At 71.8% G+C, this 17,580-nt stretch carries 17 protein-coding genes and 1 tRNA gene; 7 read left to right on the plus strand and 11 right to left on the minus strand.

Features of this window, described 5'->3' with window-relative positions; all coding sequences use genetic code 11:
- Nucleotides 1-15: 15 nt before the first annotated feature.
- From AB0411_RS14155 to AB0411_RS14165, 3 genes are all read left to right on the plus strand, one after another.
- Entirely contained in the window at nucleotides 16-1,461 is a 1,446-nt protein-coding gene (locus AB0411_RS14155) for a hypothetical protein (RefSeq protein ID WP_366417556.1), read from the plus strand.
- A gap of 279 nt (nucleotides 1,462-1,740) precedes the next feature.
- A complete protein-coding gene (locus tag AB0411_RS14160; RefSeq protein ID WP_366417557.1) occupies nucleotides 1,741-2,334 on the plus strand; it encodes a lytic polysaccharide monooxygenase auxiliary activity family 9 protein in 594 nt (197 codons plus the stop codon).
- A 198-nt stretch (nucleotides 2,335-2,532) separates the two neighbouring features.
- Nucleotides 2,533-4,308, plus strand: coding sequence for an AMP-binding protein (locus AB0411_RS14165; protein WP_366417558.1), 1,776 nt, complete (start codon nucleotides 2,533-2,535; stop codon nucleotides 4,306-4,308).
- A gap of 122 nt (nucleotides 4,309-4,430) precedes the next feature.
- Here the strand turns inward: AB0411_RS14165 and AB0411_RS14170 are convergent.
- The 9 genes from AB0411_RS14170 to ehuB form a co-directional block, all read right to left on the minus strand.
- Nucleotides 4,431-4,504, minus strand: a tRNA-Lys gene (locus AB0411_RS14170).
- 162 nt (nucleotides 4,505-4,666) lie between these two features.
- The gene (locus AB0411_RS14175) at nucleotides 4,667-5,425 is read right to left on the minus strand and encodes an IclR family transcriptional regulator (RefSeq protein ID WP_086721293.1); all 759 of its coding nucleotides are present in this window, start codon (nucleotides 5,423-5,425) and stop codon (nucleotides 4,667-4,669) included.
- Between the two features lie 329 nt (nucleotides 5,426-5,754).
- The gene (locus tag AB0411_RS14180) at nucleotides 5,755-6,231 is read right to left on the minus strand and encodes a hypothetical protein (RefSeq protein ID WP_366417559.1); all 477 of its coding nucleotides are present in this window, start codon (nucleotides 6,229-6,231) and stop codon (nucleotides 5,755-5,757) included.
- A 79-nt stretch (nucleotides 6,232-6,310) separates the two neighbouring features.
- A complete protein-coding gene (locus tag AB0411_RS14185; protein WP_366417560.1) occupies nucleotides 6,311-6,613 on the minus strand; it encodes a hypothetical protein in 303 nt (100 codons plus the stop codon).
- Between the two features lie 259 nt (nucleotides 6,614-6,872).
- Entirely contained in the window at nucleotides 6,873-7,388 is a 516-nt protein-coding gene (locus tag AB0411_RS14190) for a winged helix-turn-helix domain-containing protein (protein WP_366417561.1), read from the minus strand.
- A gap of 513 nt (nucleotides 7,389-7,901) precedes the next feature.
- Nucleotides 7,902-8,738, minus strand: a complete 837-nt coding sequence (gene ehuA / locus AB0411_RS14195; RefSeq protein WP_403147566.1) for an ectoine/hydroxyectoine ABC transporter ATP-binding protein EhuA — start codon at nucleotides 8,736-8,738, stop codon at nucleotides 7,902-7,904.
- Entirely contained in the window at nucleotides 8,728-9,345 is a 618-nt protein-coding gene (gene ehuD / locus AB0411_RS14200) for an ectoine/hydroxyectoine ABC transporter permease subunit EhuD (protein ID WP_366417809.1), read from the minus strand. The genes ehuA and ehuD overlap by 11 nt, the downstream gene beginning before the upstream one ends.
- Before the next feature lie 32 nt (nucleotides 9,346-9,377).
- A complete protein-coding gene (gene ehuC, locus AB0411_RS14205; protein WP_366417562.1) occupies nucleotides 9,378-10,109 on the minus strand; it encodes an ectoine/hydroxyectoine ABC transporter permease subunit EhuC in 732 nt (243 codons plus the stop codon).
- Nucleotides 10,106-11,017 (minus strand): ectoine/hydroxyectoine ABC transporter substrate-binding protein EhuB, encoded by a 912-nt coding sequence (gene ehuB / locus AB0411_RS14210; RefSeq protein WP_366417563.1) that lies wholly within the window; start codon nucleotides 11,015-11,017, stop codon nucleotides 10,106-10,108. The genes ehuC and ehuB overlap by 4 nt, the downstream gene beginning before the upstream one ends.
- A 137-nt stretch (nucleotides 11,018-11,154) precedes the next feature.
- Here ehuB and AB0411_RS14215 point away from each other — a divergent pair, with 137 nt between their 5' ends.
- Complete coding sequence (locus AB0411_RS14215) at nucleotides 11,155-11,655, plus strand: DUF3830 family protein (RefSeq protein WP_366417564.1); 501 nt, start codon at nucleotides 11,155-11,157, stop codon at nucleotides 11,653-11,655.
- A gap of 66 nt (nucleotides 11,656-11,721) precedes the next feature.
- Here the strand turns inward: AB0411_RS14215 and AB0411_RS14220 are convergent, their stop codons facing one another.
- Both AB0411_RS14220 and AB0411_RS14225 read right to left on the minus strand, forming a co-directional pair.
- Entirely contained in the window at nucleotides 11,722-13,143 is a 1,422-nt protein-coding gene (locus AB0411_RS14220; RefSeq protein ID WP_366417565.1) for an amidase, read from the minus strand.
- An 83-nt stretch (nucleotides 13,144-13,226) separates the two neighbouring features.
- The gene (locus AB0411_RS14225) at nucleotides 13,227-14,192 is read right to left on the minus strand and encodes a D-2-hydroxyacid dehydrogenase (protein WP_366417566.1); all 966 of its coding nucleotides are present in this window, start codon (nucleotides 14,190-14,192) and stop codon (nucleotides 13,227-13,229) included.
- A 207-nt stretch (nucleotides 14,193-14,399) separates the two neighbouring features.
- Between AB0411_RS14225 and AB0411_RS14230 the strand changes: the two genes are divergently transcribed.
- From AB0411_RS14230 to AB0411_RS14240, 3 genes are all read left to right on the plus strand, one after another.
- Complete coding sequence (locus AB0411_RS14230; protein WP_366417567.1) at nucleotides 14,400-15,311, plus strand: maleate cis-trans isomerase family protein; 912 nt, start codon at nucleotides 14,400-14,402, stop codon at nucleotides 15,309-15,311.
- A 156-nt stretch (nucleotides 15,312-15,467) separates the two neighbouring features.
- The gene (locus AB0411_RS14235) at nucleotides 15,468-16,193 is read left to right on the plus strand and encodes a maleate cis-trans isomerase family protein (protein WP_366417568.1); all 726 of its coding nucleotides are present in this window, start codon (nucleotides 15,468-15,470) and stop codon (nucleotides 16,191-16,193) included.
- A gap of 172 nt (nucleotides 16,194-16,365) precedes the next feature.
- Nucleotides 16,366-17,493 carry an LLM class flavin-dependent oxidoreductase gene (locus AB0411_RS14240; RefSeq protein WP_366417569.1) on the plus strand — a complete coding sequence of 376 codons (1,128 nt, stop codon included), beginning with the start codon at nucleotides 16,366-16,368 and terminating at the stop codon, nucleotides 17,491-17,493.
- Nucleotides 17,494-17,580 lie beyond the last annotated feature (87 nt).

Consider the following 17,580-nt stretch of genomic DNA (forward strand, 5'->3'; position numbering starts at 1 on the left):
GGGGACAGGGCGATCATGACCACGACCACAAGCGCAAGCACGACGACGACCGGCACGGCGACCACGCCCACGAGTGCGACCACGCCCACGAGCACGGCGACGGACCCGAGCGCGGCGACGCACACGGCTGCGGCCGTGCCGGCGACCACGTCCGCGACCAGGAGGGCGACCGGGGGCGCGGCCGGACCCGCGGAGGTGCCCGCGGCCAGGTGCGCGACGGCGGGCGGGGCCGGCCCGTCGGCCGAACCGGCGAGTGCGACCGGGCCGACGGGGGACCCGGCGACCGCTCCCGGCACCGGCATATCCGCCGACGCGCCCGGCATACCCTCGGCCACCCCGGCCACCCCCACCACCGAGGCGCCCCCGGCCACCCCGCCGGTCTCGGCCGCCGCACCGGCCCCGACCGGACCCGCCTCCGCCACCCCGCACGACCCCAGCACCCACGGTTTTCTGCCCGAGCGGCCGCCCGTCCGTTCCATGATCGGAACCTGGACCCGGCTGGATGCCATGGCGCGCGCGGCCGCGGTCGCGCCCGACCGGGCGGCCGCCGTCGCGCTCGTCGAACGCGCGCACCGTGCCGAGGAGTTGTCCGCCCTGCGGCAGCGGGTCTCCCGCCTCTCCCTGCGCAACGCGGAGGCCGCCGCCATGCGGATCGCGGTGATCGCGGTCTCCTGCGGCTGGTGCGGTCTCGACCCGCAGGCGCCGGCCGCCCGCGAGGTCGCCGACGAGGCGTTCCTCGACCTGTGGGCGGCGATCGCGCACCGCATCGACCACGATCAGTTCGTCGCCCTGCCCACCCTCGCGCTCCACAACTGGGTCCCCGAACGCAAACCCCGCCGCCACATCCCCATCGACCAACTGGCCCGCACCGAGGTGCTCGTGCCGATCGTCCGCTGGGCCCCGGAGGGGCAGCCGCTCAGCCGTCTGGACCGGCTGATGCTGGCCGCCACCCGCCTGGAGGCGCACGGGATCTGGCTCTTCCGGCTCGCCGAAACCCTGGCGGGCCGGTCGCCCGACGACTCCTCCACCCCGACGGCACTGCGCCGCCTGGTCCGTGTGCAGCATGCGCTGCGCGCCCAGCTCCTCGCCGAGGCGACGGATCTGACGGCCGCGCCCGCCACGCCGCAGCAGCGTGCGGTGCTCGGCGCGCTCGCCGAACAGGGCGCGCTGGAGCCGCCGGTGCTCCAGGCGGCCGAAGCGGTGCTGGGCATCGGCGGACGCCGTATGGGTGAGGGCAGGCGCCAGTTGCTGCGGCGTCATCTCCCGGCGCAGCACCGCGCCTGGCTCAGCGCGATGGACCGCCACTGCGCCCCCGTACGCACCCTCGCCCACCGCGGCGGCCCCGACGCCGCCGTCTACCGCGAGGCCCAGGAGTCCCTGATCGCCCTCCGCCGCACCTACACCGCGCTCGTGCAGGCCGCCGCCCGCCCCGCCGCGCCCCCGCTCACCGCGGCAGCATGACGCGCACCTGACCGGCCCCGGGCCGAGCCGCCGGCCCGCCCGCCCGACGGCCCGTACCGGGGGAAGCTCGGCCTGCGGCGCCCGGGGGAAGCCGGCGTCCATCCGGCCATCGCCCCGCTCGTCGCCCCTCCCCCCGCCGGTCATCGACCTGAGCATTGGTATGGACATGTCCAATACCGCGCCCTTACGCTGCGACTTGGTCTAGACCGCAGGTTCGGCACCGCAGTGCACTGCATTTCTCCCGGCACGGAACTCCCCCACGTTCTTCAGGAGCGAAGCATGCGCAAAAAAATCAGTGCTGCCGTGATCGGTCTGGGCGTCGTCGGCGTCTCCCTGCTCTCGACGGGCAGCGCTTCCAGCCACGGCTACAGCGACGCACCCCCCAGCCGCCAGGCCCTCTGCGCCAAGGGCACCGTCAAGGACTGCGGCGCGATCCAGTACGAACCGCAGAGCGTCGAGGGCCCCAAGGGCTTCCCGGCCGCCGGCCCGGCGGACGGCAGGATCTGCTCCGGCGGGCACGAGAACTTCGCCCAGCTGGACGACCCGCGCGGCGGGAAGTGGCCCGGTACCAAGCTCACCCCGGGGCAGGGCTACACCTTCACCTGGCGGCTGACGGCACGCCACGCGACCACGGACTTCGAGTACTTCATCACCAAGGACGGCTACGACCCGAGCAAGCCGCTCACCCGTGCCGACCTGGAGCCCCAGCCGTTCATGACGGTCCCGATGGGCGGCGCCCGGCCGGGCGAAACCGTTCAGCACCAGGGCACCGTCCCCACCCAGAAGTCCGGCCGCCACCTCATCCTCGGCGTCTGGAACATCGCCGACACGGGCAACGCCTTCTACGCCTGCTCGGACGTCGACCTCTCCTGACGCCCCGGGGCGCCGGCCACGGCACACCCGTACCCACCTCACCGCCAACAACACCACCCACCACCCACCACCCACCACCCCATCGGGCCTCCCCGCTCCCCTCCGGGGAGGCCCTCCCCCGGAAGCCCCGGCCCCGGCGTCCCTTGCCCGCCCCACCCCCCTCCACAACTGACTCCACGTCAGCTACCCTGCGGCGCCATGGCACCCAACGGCACCAGCGCCCGGGGCAGTTCCGGCGCCGCCACCGTCGCGGAGCTCGTCCGGGCGCAGTGGGGCGATCACCGGGTGGGGGTGATGTACGGGGACCTCGTGCTCACCCACCACGAGCTGGCGGGCGGCGCCGCCGCGCGGGCCGCGCTGCTGGGGGACCTGCTGCCGCGGGACGCACCGCCGCACCTCGGGGTGCTGCTCGGCAACGTGCCCGAGTACCCGCTGTGGCTGAGCGCGGCGGCGCTCGCCGGGGCCGCGGTCGCCGGGATCAACCCCACCCGCCGGGGCCCGGAGCTCGCCCGCGACATCCGTCACACCGACTGCGCGCTGCTGATCACCGAACGCGCCCAGCTCCCGCTGCTGGCCGGCCTCGGCCTCCCCCTCCCGCCCGAGCGGATCCTCGTCGTGGACGACCCGGCCCACCGGGAGCTGCTCGGGCCGTACGAGGGCGCGACGCCCGACGAGATCGCGGCCGGCGGCACCGGCACCCCGACACCGGCCTCCCGGATGCTGCTCTACTTCACCTCCGGCTCCACCGGCGCACCCAAGGCCGCCGTCTGCACCCAGGGCCGGCTGGCCGCCGCCGGGCACTCGCTGGCCGGATACCTCGGGGTGCGCCGGGACGACGTCCACTACCTGTGCATGCCGATGTTCCACGGCAATGCCGTGATCGCCGGCTGGGCCCCGGCGCTCGCCGGCGGCGCCGCCGTGGCACTGCGCCGCCGCTTCTCGGCCTCCGCCTTCCTCCCCGACGTGCGCCGCTACGGAGCCACCTACTTCACCTACGTCGGCCGGGCCGTGCAGTACCTGCTCGCCACCCCGCCCGCCCCCGACGACCGGGACCACCCGCTGCGCCGCGGGTTCGGTACCGAGGCGGGCACCGTCGACGCCGCCCGCTTCGCCGAACGGTTCGGCGTCCGCCTGACCGAGGGGTACGGCTCCTCCGAGGGCGGCGCCGCGATCCAGCGCACACCGGACACCCCGCCCGGCGCGATCGGCCGGGACGCACCCGGCGGCGATCTCGCCGTCGTCGACCCGGAGACCGGCGCCGAGCTGCCGCGTGGCCGGCTCGACCCGGCCGGCCGGCTGCTCAACGGGGAACGGGCGATAGGGGAGCTGGTCAACCGGGGCCGCAGCTCCTTCGAGGGCTACTGGCGCAACCCCGGGGCGACCGCCGCCCGCACCCGCGGCCGGGGCGAGGGCCGGGTCGGCGCGGGCTGGTACTGGACCGGTGACCTCTTCTTCCGGGACACCGAGGGCTTCTTCCACTTCGTCGGGCGCACGGACGACCGGCTGCGGGTCGACAGCGAGAACCTGGCCGCCGCGATGATCGAGAACATCCTCGCCCGGTACGCCCCGGCCGCCGGCGTGGCCGTGTACGCGGTGCCCGACCCCGTCGCCGGGGACCAGGTCATGGCGGCCCTGGCGCTGCGGGACGGCGCCGCCTTCGATCCGGACGACTTCGTGGCCTTCCTCGCCGCCCAGCCCGACCTCGGGACGAAGATGGCGCCCCGGTTCGTACGGACCATGGCCGCGCTGCCGGTGACCGCCACCCACAAGGTGCACCGGGTCGCGCTGCGGCGGGCCGGGTTCCGGTGCCCGGACCCGGTCTGGTGGTCCCCGGTGACCGCGGCGGACCCTGCCGCACCGGCCCGCTGCGCAGTCCCCGCCGGCAGTGCCTACCGCCCGTTCACCGCCGCGGACCGGACCGCCCTGCTGGCGCTGTACCGCGCCCACGACCGGACCGCTCTGCTGGACCGGTGATCTCGGCCCGGCGGGACGACCACCGGCCCCGGCGGATCCCCCGGCAGCCCGCCCCGGCAGCACAGCAGGCCGCAACAACGAAGTGGGCGTTCCCGGAGAACCGGAAACGCCCACTCGATACGTGCGCCGCCAGGGACTCGAACCCCGGACCCGCTGATTAAGAGTCAGCTGCTCTAACCAACTGAGCTAGCGGCGCGCGCTGACGAAAGAAATACTACCTGGTCGAGAGGGGTGCTCATGACCACGGCGGTGGAGGTGGGCGACGGACGGCCCCGGCCGCCCCTGCCCGGCCCGCCGGACAGTCCGGCCGCACGATCCCGGACGCGCGGTCCGGTGCACCGTCCGGCAGGGCCCCCGCTCAGATCGCCAGCGACAGCAGTACCGGCGCGGCCTGGCGGTTGAGGGTGTCGGCGGCCTGGCGCAGACGGTGGGCGTGCTCCAGCGGCATGGAGAGGGCGAGGCAGCCGACCGTCGAGCCGGCGGTGATCGGTACGGCCGCGCAGACCGTGCCGACGGCGTACTCCTGCAGGTCGAGGACGGGGACCGTGGGCGGCTGGCTGTCGAGCTTGTGGAACAGGACCTTCTCGTTGGTGATCGTCCGGGAGGTGAGCCGGGCGGTCTTGTGGCGGGAGAGGTGGTCCTTGCGGCCGTCGTGGTCGAGCTGCGCCAGCAGGCACTTGCCGACCGCGCTGGCGTGCGCCGTGCGGTGGAATTCGGCCCACTCGTTGACCTTGGGGGCCAGCGGTCCGTCGGCGTAGTGGAGGATCTTCACCTCGCCGTCGATGTACCGGCTGATGTAGACCGCCGCACCGACCGAGTCGCGCAGGTGGTCGAGGGTGAGCTGGAGCTTGTCGCGCAGGGCCTGGTCGCGGTCGCCGCCGGTGCCCAGCAGCAGGAGCGAGGCGCCGACGACATACGCGCCGTCGGTGACCTGCTCGACATAGCCCTCGCGGCGGAGCATCGACAGCATGTGGGCGAGCTGGCCCGGGGGCAGACCCGTTTCGCGGGCGATCTGCGCGTCGGTCACGCCATCGGCGTGCCTGGAGATCGTTTCGAGCACGCGAAGGGCGTACTGCACCGAATGGAACGGCGCGGTCGGCTCGGGCTTCAGCGCCACGGTGTCCCCCTAGCAGGTTGTTACCGCTTGCGGCATGACGGTCGTCGGCGGCCCCGGCCGGCGCTTGCGCGGACGGTCCCGACAACGGCGTGGGACTCACGATAGCGGTCAACGGGCCTCGGGGGAGGGGGTCTTGACTGAAAAGAGCCGTGCTTGGCGTTTCTGTACTGGGGCTTGAGACTTTGGCATATGCCAAGGTCATAAGGCCCCGGCGCGGCCGGGCACTTCGCGCCCCGCCGCACCGGGATACCCGGTGCGGCGGGGGAGAGAGCCCGGGGAGGGTGTGGAACCGGCCACATCCATGGCCGGTTCCGCGAGATGGCCGCCGCTCAGGACGTCATCATCATCTTCTCGCCGCTGGTGCCCTTCAGCTTGTTGCCCTTCCACTTGTTGACGTACCAGAGGAAGACATGGCCTTCGGCCATCCTGCGGTCGAAGTCGCAGACCTGCCAGCCGCCCTTGTAGTTGCCGTAACAGCGGTATCCGGGCTGGCCGTTGCTGTTGACCGAGCCGCGCACCTCGATGCGCATGCCGTCGCGGGCGGTGTCACGGATCCAGACCCGGTCGCCCTTCTTCTTGAAGCAGGCCTCGCCCGCCAACTTGCGCCCGTTGTTGATGAAGTTGCAGCCGGCGTCGATCTTGGGCGACTTCTTGGTGGCCTTCGCCTTCTGCGTGTACACGGTCTTCTTGGTGTGCGCGGTCTTCTTGGTGTGCACGGTCTGCGCCGAGGCGGAGCCCGCGAGGGACCCGGCCAGGGCGGTGGCGGCGAGAGCGGCCACCGCGCCGCGCGCGATCATGGTGCGCATACGCATCTGCCTTTGCTGGTCGTGGGTGTGCGGCGGCCTCGGCGGACCGGGGCCGGTGGGCCTGCGGTGCGCGGCGGGCTCACCCGTGGAGCGGCTTGCTCCAGACGCTCTTGTGCTTTCCGGAGCCCCAGGCGCCGGTGACCTTGGTGCGCCACTTCTGGACCGGCCTGTCGTCCTTGACTTCCTTGGTGGCGACGAAACAGGCCTTCTTGTGGTTGGCGCATTTGGCCGTCGCCATCTTCTTCCTGCCCTTGTAAAGGGTGACGACGAGCTTGGTGTAGGCGGGCTTGTAGTTGCACTCGATCGCGCCGTTGCCGAACTTGTCGGTCCGCCGGTCGACGTGGTCGGTGTAGGCGGAGACCTTGCAGGTCCTCTTCAGCACGGCGGGACCGTGGTCCGCGGCCGCCGCGGCAGGAAAAGCCGTTCCCGTCGTACCGAGAACGCTCACGGCCGCGGCACTCACCAAAAGTGCGCGGGATGCCTTGTGTACGCGCATGCTGCCTCCCGTTCGGATGTCTTCGTGCAGCGAAAGACGCCGTCCGGCCGCGGGTATCTCCAGGAGTCCGGAAAAGGGCGTCCCCGCCGGTGATGCGCCTCATAGTCTTGAGGAATCCGGCGGGGCGGCCAATGTCAGGTCGATGTCAGTTCGCTGACGCTTGCCCACTCCTGGCGGCGATCCGCAGACCGCACCCGCGGACGGATTCGATCCCGACGTCGACACCGGCCCTTTCCAGCTTCCGGCGCAGCCGTCGCACCGCGCTGTGAATCACCGTGGTGTCCACTCCGCAGGACGCTCCCCAGACGTCCCGGACGAGTTCCCGGTAAGTGGCCACACCGCCGTCGTGCCCGGCGAGGCAGGCCAGCAGGCCGCTCTCCTGTGCGGTCAGCTCCAGCGGCGCGCCGCACCACAGGGCCCGCTGTTCCTGGGGCCGGATCTCCAGCCGGCCGACCCGCAGCGGGCCCGGCCGCGGGGCCCCGGCGGCGGGCCGCTCGCCGTCCATCAGGCGTCTGGCCTGGTCGAGATCGCGGACCAGCAGGACCGGAAGGTTGCTGTGCAGCAGGTCGTTGAGCTGCTCGATGTCGTCGACGGTGTCGGCGACGACGACCGCGTAGGCATCCTGGTGCCGAAGCGGCGGGTCCTGGATGTGCACGCTCACCTCAGCCCCTCCAGAATGCACCGGGAGGGACGACGCGCCGGGCCGGGCGCGCTTTTCTGACGGTGCTCCGGAATGCGCCGACTCGCGCGGCAAAAAACGAGACGTTCACGTCTCCACTGTCCTTCCCATGGAAAAGGGACCCCGTTGTCGTGCTTGCGGACAGAAGGCGTGGCGTGAAACTCGGGCGCGGCACGGTGCCGGCGCCCGGGCAGGACGCCCGGTACGGTCCGGACTCCGCGCCTCCACCATGGTCATGAGGTGGTGTCAGGCGCGTCGGCGAACCGCCCGTAGACGGTAGACCGTAGACCTGAATTCGGCCGCGGGTCCCCGACTTGAGGAACAGTTGAGCATGCGGCGGGCCGTCGTGCGAGCGGTTCTCCATATCCCGTGGAGGGGTTCGGGGCGATATTCCGGAATTCGGCCGCCATGGTGCCTGTGTGCGGAAAGGGGAAAGGGTGGTGCGCCCCCCTCCAGGGGGCGCACCACCCGAATCTTGCGCCTAGCGGCGGCCGTTCACAGTACGGCGCTCAGGAATTCCCGGGTGCGTTCGTGCTCCGGCTCCGAGAAGATCTTTTCCGGAGCGCCGGATTCGATGACCCGGCCCGCGTCGAACATCAGGACGTCGTCGGAGATGTCCCGGGCGAAGTTCATCTCGTGGGTGACGCAGAGCATCGTGATGTCCGTGGTGTGCGCGATGTCCCGCAGGACGTCCAGCACCCCGGCCACCAGCTCCGGGTCCAGCGCCGAGGTCACCTCGTCCAGCAGCAGCACCTGCGGGCGCATCGCCAGCGCCCGGGCGATGGCGACCCGCTGCTGCTGGCCGCCGGAGAGCTGGTTCGGGTACTTGTCCAGGTGCGCGGTCAGGCCCACCAGTTCGAGCAGATCACGGGCCCGCTCCTCGGCGGCGTCCTTCTCCATCCCCAGGACGTGCACCGGTGCCTCGGTGATGTTCCGCAGCACCTTCATGTTGGGGAAGAGGTTGAACTGCTGGAACACCATGCCGATGTTCTTGCGGACCTCGCGGATGTGCTTCTCCCCGGCGGGGACGAGCTTGCCGCCCTTCTCCTCGTGCGTCAGGTACGTCCCGCCGACCTTGATCGTGCCCTCGTCGGGCTTCAGCAGCGTCATCAGCAGTCGCAGGATCGTGGTCTTGCCGGAACCGGAGGGACCGATGAGGGTGACGTGCTTGCCCGAGGAGACGGTGAAGTCCAGGGAGTCCAGGACGGTGTTGGTCCCGAACCGCTTGGTGACCTTGTCGAAGCGGATCAGCTCGGTGCCTCCCCCGGACTCCGTCCGGGAGGTGTCCGCCGGGTCGGTCGTTTCTTTCGAGGGGGTGTGGTCAGCGGACAAGGCGACGCTCCAGGGCTCGCAGGAGGAGGGAGGTGGGGTAGGAGATGACCACGAAGAGGATGCCGACGACGGTGATCGGCTCCAGGTAGTCGAAGGTGGTGGCGCTGATGCTGTTCGCCTGGAAGAGCATGTCGGCGACGGTGATGCCGGCCAGCAGCGGTGTGTCCTTGAACATCGCGATCACGTAGTTGCCCAGCGCGGGCACCACCCGGCGGAAGGCCTGCGGCAGGATCACCGCGGTCCAGGTCCGCCGGCGCGGCAGGCTCAGCGCCGTGGCGGCCTCCCACTGGCCGGGCGGTACCCCGTCGATACCGGCGCGGTAGACCTCGGAGGTGTACGTCGAGTAGTGCAGGCCCAGGCCGATGACACCGGTGGTCAGGGGCGCGAACGCCAGCCCCCACCCCGGCAGCACGAAGAACAGGAAGAACAGCTGCACCAGCAGCGGGGTGTTGCGGATGAACTCCACGAAGATGCTCACCGGCCAGGTCACCCAGCGGCTGCGGGCGCGCAGGGCCAGGGCCCACACCAGCCCGAGCGCGAAGGACACCAGCGAGCCGTAGATCGTCGCCTGGACGGTGATCCAGAGGCCCTTGAGGATCTCGGGCATGATCTCGCCGACGTAGCTCCATGACCAGTTGTTCACGGCTTTCCTCCGGTGGCCAGCGCCTCGGGGCCCTGCTTCTCGACGGGCAGTTTGCGGGAGAACCAGCCCTCGCCCTTGGGCACCGCCCGGCCGACCGAGGCCTTGGCGCGGCGTTCCAGCACCCGCATGATCCGGGTCATCACGAACGCGACCGCGAAGTACAGGACGAGGATGATTCCGTAGATCTGGGCGCTCTGGCCCGTCGACAGCCGGGCGAGCTTGGCCTGGAAGGTGAGCTCGCCGATGGACAGCAGCGACGCCAGCGCGGTGCCCTTGAGCAGCTCGATCAGCAGGTTGTTGAAGGGCGGCATCATCTCCGGGACGGCCTGCGGCAGTATCACCTTCCGCAGCCGCTGCCAGGGCGTGAAGCTCAGCGCGATGGCGGCCTCGCGCTGGGCGGGTGCCACCGCCTGGACGGCGCCGCGGACGATCTCGGAGCCGTACGCGCCGTACGACAGGCCCAGGGCCAGGGTGCCCGCCCAGATGCCGACCAGCTGCCAGCCCAGCAGCGGCAGCGCGAAGAACAGCCAGAACATCAGCACCAGCGCCGAGGTGCCGCGGAAGAACTCCACGTAGACGCCGGACAGGAAGCGGACGATCCAGAACCGGGAGGTACGGGACAGGCCGATGCCGAAGGCCACGACCGCGGCCAGGGCGGCGCTGTAGACCATCAGCTGGATGGTGATCCACAGCCCCTCGAAGAAGAGTCCCCACAGAGCGCCGGTCATTTCTTGCAGAGCTCCTTCGCCGTGAGGTCGGTCTGGAACTCCTTGGTGAAGCCGTACGGCCGGGCGATGCGCAGGAGTTCGCCGCTCTTCTTCATCTTGTGCAGCTCGCGGTTGAAGGCGTCGCGCAGCTTGGTCTCGCCGATCCGGAAGCCGTAGCCGCCGCCGTCGCGCTGGGGCTTGCCGTCGACCTCCGGCGTGAACGGCGCGGTCATCTCGACCTTGGGGTGGGCGCCGGTCTTCAGTGCCTCGATCATGGTCAGCGCGGTGCCGGCGAAGACGTCGATCCGGCCGGCCTCCAGGGCCTCCATGCCGGCGATCTGGTCGCCGTAGGTCTGGATCGAATCCTTCTTGACGCCGTTGCCGACCGCGTAGTCGATCTCCGCGTAGCCGATACCGGAACCCATCCGGTAATGCCCCTTGGCGATATCCGCATAGGAGTGGATATTTTTCGGGTTGCCCTTGAGGACGAGGAATGCGTCCTTGCTCTCGTAATCCGGGTCGGAGAAGAGAACGGCCGCGCACCGGGCTTTGTTGATGAACATGCCCGCGACGATCACGTCGTACTGGAAGGAATGCAGACCCGGCACCAGTGCGCCGAATTCGACCGGTACCGGCTCGAAGTTCTTGATGCCCAGCCGGCGGAAGATGGTCTTGGCGACCGCGGGGGCCTCACCCGTGAGTTCGCCCTTGCTGTTGATCGAGGCGTAGGGCGGTTCGCTGGCAATGCCCATCCGGACGGTGCCCTTTTTCCGCAGATCCTCCAGCTGGTGTCCGCCCCCGGTCGCCCCGGAGACATCGACCCGGGAGCAGCCGGTGCCCGCTCCCATCGCACCCGCCGTGCCGAGCGCCGCCACCCCCGCGAGCAGCGTTCGCCGCCGGATGCCGCCGGCCAATTTTCTCTTGATCATTTGTGTGTTCTCCTGTGGTGGAGCCATGGGCGCGCGGCTACCCGAACGCCTGGCATATATGCCGATCGTTTCCGGCCCTTGATGCAACCGCCTCAGACTTGTTCCGTACGCCGGTATTGCCCACCTACGATCGGCACATGACCGATCGCTTCATCGAAGTCTCCCTGGACAAGCGCGGCGTGAGCTGCACGGCCAAGTTGCTCGACGACCGCGCGCCGATCACCTGCAATGCCGTATGGGACGCGCTCCCACTCGGCGGCGACGTCTATCACGCCAAATACGCCCGCAACGAGATCTACGCCCTGCTTGCGCCGTTCGCTCCCGAGGAGCCGCCGCTGGAGAATCCGACGATCACTCCGATCCCCGGCGATCTGTGCTACTTCACCTTCACCGACACCCAACTGGGGACGAAGTCCTACGGTTACGAGGCACAGGCCCAGCACCAGGGCCGCACCACCGTCGTCGACCTCGCGCTGTTCTACGAGCGCAACAACCTGCTGATCAACGGTGACGCGGGCTGGGTGCCGGGCATCGTGTGGGGCAGCGTCGTCGACGGCCTGGACCGGATGGCCGACGCCTGCCAGGACCTGTGGCGGGCCGGAGCCCTGGGGGAGACCCTCAGCTTCCGCCGGGCCTAGGGACCGGCGCCGCAGGGGTGCCGGCCGCGTCCCGCCGCCCGTGGAACGGGCGGCGGGACGTCGCGGTCATCCCCTGAGGGCGGCGGGCGCGGGGATCTCCGCGGTTCCCGCCTCGTAGAGGGCGTGCGCGGCGCGCAGCACCAGTGCGTCCGCGTGCCGGGCGCCGACCAGCTGGACGCCGATCGGCATCCCGTCGCCGTCCACCCCGCACGGCAGCGTCGCGGCCGGCTGCTGGGTGAGGTTGAACGGATAGGTGAACGGCGTCCAGCCCGTCCAGCGGGTGTGGCCGGACCCGGACGGCACCTCGGCGCCCGCCTCGAAGGCGGTGATCGGTTCGGTCGGGGTCACCAGCAGGTCGTACGCGCTGTGGAAGCGGCCCATGGCCTGACCGAGCGCCATGCGGGTGTCGACCGCGGCCAGATAGTCCAGCGCGCTGTACCGGGCGCCCTGCGCGCAGATCTCCGCCAGCCCCGGGTCGAGCAGCGCCCGCTGCGCGTCGTCCAGGTGCTGCACCACCCGGGCCGCGCCGCTGAACCACAGGGTGTGGAAAGCCTCCACCGGGTCCGTGATGCCCGGGTCGATCTCCTCGACGGACGCGCCGAGCCGGGCGAGCGTGTCGACGGCCCCGCGCACCGCCGCCGCCACCTCCGGGGCCACCGGCACGTCCCAGCCGAGCGACGGACTGTAGGCCACCCGCAGCCCGGAGACCGGTCCGGCCAGCGCCTCCCGGAACGAGCCGCCGGCCGGACCGAGCTGCGACCAGTCGCGCCAGTCCGCGCCGCAGATCACCTCCATCATCAGCGCCGCGTCCGCCGCGTCCCGGGTCATCGGCCCGACGTGCGCCAGCGTCCCGAACGGGCTCGCCGGATACAGCGGCACCCGCCCGTAGGTCGCCTTGAGGGCGAAGATCCCGCAGAACGACGCGGGGATACGGACCGACCCGCCGCCGTCCGTGCCCAGGCTCAGCGGCCCGGCGCCCAGCGCCACCGCCGCCCCGCTGCCGCCGCTGGAGCCGCCCGCGGTGCGCCCCGGGTCGTACGGGTTGCCCGTCACCCCGTGCCGCGGACTGTCGGTGACGCCCTTCCAGCCGAACTCCGGGGTGGTCGTCTTGCCGAGGAAGACCGCCCCGGACTCCCGCAGCCGGGCGACCGACGGGGCGTCCTCCTCCCACGGCCCCTCGGCCCGCACCGTGCGCGAACCGCGCAGCGTGGGCACGCCCCGGGTGAGGATCAGGTCCTTGACGGTGACGGGCACCCCGTCCACCGGCCCGGCAGGCGTACCGGCCCGCCAGCGTTCCTCCGATTCGCCGGCGGCCGACAGCGCCTCGTCCGCGTCGATCCGGGTGAAGCAGTTCGTCGCGGCCTGGGCGGCCTCGGCGCGCTCCAGCACCGCCCGGGCCGCCTCGACGGGGGAGAACTCGCCGGCCGCGTACCCGGCCGCGAGCCGGGTGGCGGTGAGGTCGGCGAGGTGGGTCGGTTCGGTGGTCATGCGTCCTCCGAGCATCGGCCGCCCCGGGCGGGACGGCGGTGGGGGGAGCACGGCTGCCGCGCCGGGGCCGGCAGCCGGCCCCGTCACTGCACCGGCACGTACCCGAGCCGTTTGTCGACGAGGTTGTCCAGCGGCTCGCCCGCCGACCACCGCTCGAAGTTGTCCTGGAACTGCTCGGCGAGGGCGTCCCGCCAGCCCAGGGTGTCGCCGCTCATATGGGGCGAGACGATCAGGTGCGGGACGTCCCACAGCGGGTTGTCCGTGGCGAGCGGCTCCTGCTCGAAGACGTCCAGCGCCGCCGCCGCGATCCGCCACTCGCGCAGCGCCGCGATCAGGGCGTCCTCGACGACCAGCGGCCCGCGCCCGACGTTGATGAACCGGGCCCGTGACGGCATCCGGGAGAACGCCGCCTTGTCGAACAGGCCGCGGGTGGCCTCGGTCAGGGGCGCCGCGCAGATCACCCAATCCGCGTGGGGCAGCAGGCCGTTCAGCGCGTCGCTCGCGTGCACGCGGCCGAATTGGGGGTCGTCCGAGCGCTCCCGGCGGCCGACCAGATCGACCTTGACACCCAGTGCCAGGAGAGTGGTGCCGATGGCCCGGCCGATCGGTCCGGAGCCCACCACCACGGCCCGGCTGCCGGCCAGCCGCAGGGTCTCGCGGTGCTGCCAGCGCCGCTGCCGCTGGAGCTCCCAACTTCCGTAGAAGTCCTTGGCCATGGCGATCACCAGCCCGGCCACATACTCTGCGATCGGCTGCTCGAAGACGCCCCGGGCGTTGGTCACCAGGGTGTCGTCGGCGACCAGCGCCGGGCACAGCAGCTGATCGACGCCCGCGCTCGCGGTGTGCACCCAGCGGGGCCTGGGACCCTTCTCCGGCCAGGCTCTGCGGATCGCATCGGAGGTGAAATCCCAGGCCAACAACACGTCGGCGGTGGGGAGTCGGTCGGCGAGCGAGTCCTCGTCGGTGAAGATCACCCGAGCCCTGCCGGTGAGCCGGTCGAGCTTCGGCGGGGGGTCGGAACCGAGGACGAGGACGGTGCTTTCGGACATAGCCAGAAACCGTTCTGAAACGTGAGCCCCCTTCAATGGAAAGGGGCGCCGACAGATGCCTGAGATGCGAGGATTGACCACGCTAAGAAGTCGTATCTACCGTGTCAACAACGGCTCTGTCCCGACGTCCCGGCTTGATCCGGCTGCACCTCATCCCCGGCCACTGGCCTGGCCATTCCAGCCCTTCGCTTTGTTCTAGGGGCCTTCATGGACGTCTCTTTTCTGGGTGGCCCACAGCCGCAGCTCGGCGTGGGTGTCGTCGCTCCCTTCGACTTCGCTCTCGACAGAGAGCTGTGGCGCTGGGTCCCCGACGACGTGTCCCTCCACCTCACCCGCACCCCTTTTGTGCCCGTCGAGGTCAGCCTCGACCTGGCCCGTCTGGTCAGTGAGCACGAAACGCTGCAGGCTGCCGTACAGGCGCTGTGCGCGGTATCACCGCAGGTCATCTCCTATGCCTGCACCTCCGGCAGCTTTGTCGCCGGGGTGGCGGGCGAGCGGGCCATGTGCGCCGCCATGGCCCAGGCGGGGGAGGTCGTCTCCCTCACGACATCGGGCGCACTGATCGAAGCGCTGCGCGAGATCGGCGCACGGCGCATCGCCGTGGTCACGCCCTACACGAAATCGGTCACCGACTCCCTGGAGGACTACCTCGGTGAAGCGGGCATCACGGTCACCGGCCGGGCCTACCTCGGTCTGACCCGGCACATCTGGAAGGTGCCGTACCGCGACGTCGTCGACATGGCCCGTGCGGCCGTGGTCGGCGCCGCCGACGCCCTCTTCATCAGCTGCACGAACCTGCCGACCTACGACGTCATCCCGCAGCTGGAGGCCGAGCTGCGGATGCCGGTGCTGTCCGCCAACCAGGTCACGATGTGGTCCGCGCTGCGTGCCATCGGCGTCCAGGCGGTGGGCCCGTACCAGGCACTGCTCGATCCGGTGGCGCGCCGCGGCCCGGCCGCGATGACCGGATCGCAGCAGGAGGAACCGGGCGCAGAACTGCCGCGGGCCACCCCCGAGGCCGCCTTCGCCGGCTCCGCGCCACCGGACGGGGAGGCCCTCGACGGCCTGGAACCCCCGCCCTACCCGCCCGAGGACACCGGGGGCCTGCCCCCGGTGTGAGGCCGGCCGGTCCGCACCGGCCCCCGCTCCGGACGCTGCCGGCGTCGTCCCGTTCGCCGGCAGCGCCCCTTCCGCACCCACCGCACCACCCGCCAACCCCCCCCCGCACCCACGAACGCCCCTGCACCCGCAGCCGTACACGCAAGGGAGAACTGCATGGCATCGGTCGGCTTCCTCTACCCCGGCTACTCCGCGGAGGACGACTACCCGCGGCTCGAAACGCTCCTGGGCGGCACGGTCCGCCTGCCGCTCGTCCACACCGACATCGGCGAGGACGCCCACCGGGTCGACGCGCTGCTGGAGATGGGCTCCGCCGCGCGGCTGGCGGCCGGTGTCGACGATCTCAAGGAGCGCGGCGCCGAGGCGGTCGTGTGGGCCTGTACGAGCGCCAGCTTCGTCTTCGGCTGGGAGGGTGCGCGCGTTCAGGTCAGGGAGCTGTCCGCCACCGCCGGCCTGCCCGCCTCCAGCACCTCCTTCGCCTTCGCGCACGCCGTGCAGGCGCTCGGCGCCCGGCGGGTGGCGATCGCGGCCACCTACCCCGACGACGTGGCCGAGCGCTTCCACGCGTTCTTGAAGTCCGCCGGTACGGAGGTCGTCTCGACCCGCGGCAGCGGCATCATCACCGCCGCCGAGGTCGGCACCTGGGGCCTCGAGGAGGTGCTGGCGCTCGCCCGGGCCGGTGACCACCCCGACGCCGAGGTGGTGCTGCTGCCCGACACCGCGCTGCACACCGCGGAGCACCTGCCGGCCCTCGAGGCGGAGCTGCGCAAGCCGGTCCTCACCGCCAATCAGGTGACGGTCTGGGAGGGGCTGCGGCTGCTCGACCGCACCCTGTCCTGCCCGGTGCTCGGCACCCTCTTCTCGCGGACGGCGCAGATCTAGGAGGTGTCGCCGGAGCGGCCGGGGCCGCGACGGCCCCGGCCGCCGGGAGGCGGGCTCGCGGACGGCGCACGCCCCGAGCCCGCCGGTCCCGGTCCGGAGCCGCCCCGGGAATAAGTGGAGAACCTCTCCGGTTGTCCTGCGCGCAGACCACCGACGCGAGGAGGACCGCACCGTGAGCGGCGCACGTGACCACACCCGGGGCAGCGACGAGACGCCCGACGGGAGCGGCGACGGGATCCGGGGCGCGGCCCTGGGCACCGCCCCGGTACCGCTGTCGGTGCTGGACCTGGTGACGGTCGGCGCCGGGCACACCGCCTCCGACGCGGTCCGCACGGCCGTCGGCATCGCCCGGACGGCCGAACGCCGCGGGTTCCACCGCTACTGGGTCGCCGAGCACCACTCCATGCCCGGCGTCGCCTCCTCCTCGCCCGCGGTGCTGCTCGCCCACCTCGCCGCCCACACCGAGCGCATCCGCCTCGGCTCCGGCGGCGTGATGCTCCCCAACCACGCCCCGCTGGTGATCGCCGAGCAGTTCGGCACCCTGGAGGCGATGGCCCCCGGCCGGGTCGACCTGGGCCTGGGCCGCGCACCGGGCACCGACGGCGCCACCGCCGCCGCGCTGCGGCGCACCGAGCGTCTGCACGAAGGTGCGGACGAATTCCCGCAGCAGCTGGCCGAGTTGACGCGCTTCCTCGACGACTCCTTCCCCGACGGCCACCCCTACGCCAAGATCCACGCGGTCCCCGGCCCGGTCCAGGCCACCTCGCCCGGCGGCGTCCAGTCCCGGCACCGGCCGCCCCTGTGGCTGCTGGGTTCCTCCGGCTTCAGCGCCCGGCTCGCCGGCTCCCTGGGCCTGCCGTTCGCGTTCGCGCACCACTTCTCCGCGGCCAACACCGTTCCCGCGCTGGACCTCTACCGCGCGTCCTTCCGCCCCTCCCCGGTGCTGTCCGAGCCGTACGCCCTGATCGGGGTCGCGGCGCTGGCCGCCGACGACGAGCGGGAGGCCCGCCGCCAGGTCATGACCGGCGCGCTCTCCATGGTCCGGCTGCGCACCGGCCGCCCCGGCCTGGTCCCGAGCCCCGAGGAGGCCGAGGCGTACCGCTTCGGCGAGTTGGAGCGCGACTTCGTCGACAGCTGGCTGGGCAACGTCGTCCACGGCACCCCGGACGCCGTCCGCCAGGGACTGGACGACCTCGCCAAGCGCACCGGCGCCGACGAGCTGATGATCACCGCCAACGCCCACGGCGGCGCGGCCCGGCTGCGCTCGTACGAGCTGATCGCGGACGTGTACGGGATGTAGGGCGCCGGGCGCCAGGGCCGGGGCCGCTGGTGATGCCGCCGGCCCCTCGCCGGGGCGCCGTCGCGGCGGGATTGTCTTTCCGGTGCG

It is taken from the genome of Streptomyces angustmyceticus (genome assembly GCF_040701845.1).
In the GTDB taxonomy this organism is placed as follows: domain Bacteria; phylum Actinomycetota; class Actinomycetes; order Streptomycetales; family Streptomycetaceae; genus Streptomyces; species Streptomyces angustmyceticus_A.